This window comes from Spirabiliibacterium pneumoniae, from assembly GCF_014884995.1.
In the GTDB taxonomy this organism is placed as follows: Bacteria; Pseudomonadota; Gammaproteobacteria; order Enterobacterales; family Pasteurellaceae; genus Spirabiliibacterium; species Spirabiliibacterium pneumoniae.
In genome coordinates this window covers 1-3,041 of record NZ_JABMII010000014.1, presented here as the reverse complement: position 1 = coordinate 3,041, position 3,041 = coordinate 1, and the positions used below count along the sequence as shown (strand labels likewise).

The window sequence follows — 3,041 nt, the reverse complement described above, 5'->3', positions numbered from 1 at the left end:
CAGGTAGCGTAGGTAACTACGCACGAGTTTGTTTAAGTATGCAACGCAAGTGAGCGCATGATAGATAACTGAGGTTATATAAAGTGCGGTCAAAAATACTTGAGGTTGTATGGTTAAGTGATTAAGCGTGCAGGGTGGATGCCTAGGCAGTCAGAGGCGAAGAAGGACGTGCTAATCTGCGAAAAGCGTGGGTGAGTTGATAAGAAGCGTTTAACCCACGATGTCCGAATGGGGAAACCCAGTAGATGAAGAATCTACTATCTTTAACTGAATTCATAGGTTAAAGAGGCGAACCGGGAGAACTGAAACATCTCAGTACCCCGAGGAAAAGAAATCAACCGAGATTCTGCAAGTAGCGGCGAGCGAAAGCGGAGGAGCCGTTAGTGATAACACCAGAGCGAGAAGAACAGGCTGGGAAGCCTGACCGAAGAGGGTGATAGTCCCGTATTTGAACGCCAGGGTGTGGTACTAAGCTAACAAGAAGTAGGGCGGGACACGAGAAATCCTGTTTGAAGATGGGGGGACCATCCTCCAAGGCTAAATACTCCTGACTGACCGATAGTGAACCAGTACCGTGAGGGAAAGGCGAAAAGAACCCTGGTGAAGGGAGTGAAATAGAACCTGAAACCCTGTACGTACAAGCAGTGGGAGCCCGGGTGACTGCGTACCTTTTGTATAATGGGTCAGCGACTTATATTTTGTAGCGAGGTTAACTGAATAAGGGAGCCGAAGGGAAACCGAGTCTTAACTGGGCGGCTAGTTGCAAGATATAGACCCGAAACCCGGTGATCTAGCCATGGGCAGGTTGAAGGTTGGGTAACACTAACTGGAGGACCGAACCGACTACTGTTGAAAAAGTAGCGGATGACTTGTGGCTGGGGGTGAAAGGCCAATCAAACCGGGAGATAGCTGGTTCTCCCCGAAATCTATTTAGGTAGAGCCTTATATGAATACCTTCGGGGGTAGAGCACTGTTTCGGCTAGGGGGTCATCCCGACTTACCAACCCGATGCAAACTGCGAATACCGAAGAGTAGTGTATAGGAGACACACGGCGGGTGCTAACGTTCGTCGTGGAGAGGGAAACAACCCAGACCGCCAGCTAAGGTCCCAAAGTCTATATTAAGTGGGAAACGAAGTGGGAAGGCTTAGACAGCTAGGATGTTGGCTTAGAAGCAGCCATCATTTAAAGAAAGCGTAATAGCTCACTAGTCGAGTCGGCCTGCGCGGAAGATGTAACGGGGCTAAAATATAGCACCGAAGCTGCGGCATCAGGCGTAGTCTGTTGGGTAGGGGAGCGTTGTGTAAGCGGAAGAAGGTGTATCGAGAGGTATGCTGGACGTATCACAAGTGCGAATGCTGACATAAGTAACGATAAAGGGGGTGAAAAACCCCCTCGCCGGAAGACCAAGGGTTCCTGTCCAACGTTAATCGGGGCAGGGTGAGTCGGCCCCTAAGGCGAGGCTGAAGAGCGTAGTCGATGGGAAACGGGTTAATATTCCCGTACTTGTTATAAGAGTGATGTGGGGACGGAGTAGGTTAGGTTAAGCCGGGTGACGGAAGTCCCGGTCCAAGCGTGTAGGATGGATGATTAGGCAAATCCGGTCATTTAGATTCGAGGCGTGATGGGGAGCGACCACGGTTGCGAAGTAACTGATACCACACTTCCAGGAAAAGCCACTAAGCTTATCTTATAATAAACCGTACTGAAAACCGACACAGGTGGTCAGGTAGAGAATACTCAGGCGCTTGAGAGAACTCGGGTGAAGGAACTAGGCAAAATAGCACCGTAACTTCGGGAGAAGGTGCGCTGACGGTAATTGAAGTCCCACGCGGATGGAGGTGAATTCAGTCGAAGTGACCAGCTGGCTGCAACTGTTTATTAAAAACACAGCACTCTGCAAACACGAAAGTGGACGTATAGGGTGTGACGCCTGCCCGGTGCTGGAAGGTTAATTGATGATGTGAGAGCATCTGATCGAAGCCCCAGTAAACGGCGGCCGTAACTATAACGGTCCTAAGGTAGCGAAATTCCTTGTCGGGTAAGTTCCGACCTGCACGAATGGCGTAATGATGGCCAGGCTGTCTCCACCCGAGACTCAGTGAAATTGAAATCGCCGTGAAGATGCGGTGTACCCGCGGCTAGACGGAAAGACCCCGTGAACCTTTACTATAGCTTGACACTGAACATTGAATTTTGATGTGTAGGATAGGTGGGAGACTATGAAGTGATAACGCCAGTTATGATGGAGTCGTTGTTGAAATACCACCCTTTAAGGTTTGATGTTCTAACGAAGACTGCGAAACGTGGTCTCGGACAGTGTCTGGTGGGTAGTTTGACTGGGGCGGTCTCCTCCCAAAGAGTAACGGAGGAGTACGAAGGTTTGCTAATGGCGGTCGGACATCGCCAGGTTAGTACAATGGTAAAAGCAAGCTTGACTGCGAGACGGACATGTCGAGCAGGTGCGAAAGCAGGTCATAGTGATCCGGTGGTTCTGAATGGAAGGGCCATCGCTCAACGGATAAAAGGTACTCCGGGGATAACAGGCTGATACCGCCCAAGAGTTCATATCGACGGCGGTGTTTGGCACCTCGATGTCGGCTCATCACATCCTGGGGCTGAAGTAGGTCCCAAGGGTATGGCTGTTCGCCATTTAAAGTGGTACGCGAGCTGGGTTTAGAACGTCGTGAGACAGTTCGGTCCCTATCTGCCGTGGGCGTTGGAGAATTGAGGGGGGCTGCTCCTAGTACGAGAGGACCGGAGTGGACGCACCGCTGGTGTTCGGGTTGTCATGCCAATGGCATTGCCCGGTAGCTATGTGCGGAAGAGATAAGTGCTGAAAGCATCTAAGCACGAAACTTGCCTCGAGATGAGTTCTCCCAGTCTATAAGGCTGTAAGGGTTGTTTGAGACGAAGACGTAGATAGGCGGGGTGTGTAAGTGTAGTGATACATTGAGCTAACCCGTACTAATTGCCCGAGAGGCTTAACCATACAACGCTCAAGTGTTTTTGCTAGGGCGAAGTTGAAAGCAGATATAAACA

Annotated in this window: 1 rRNA gene; it reads left to right on the top strand. The window is 50.4% G+C overall.

Annotated features, from left to right (window positions below):
• The first annotated feature begins 111 nt into the window (after positions 1 to 111).
• Positions 112 to 2,991 (top strand): 23S ribosomal RNA (locus HPC38_RS09055).
• The last annotated feature ends 50 nt before the right edge of the window (positions 2,992 to 3,041 follow it).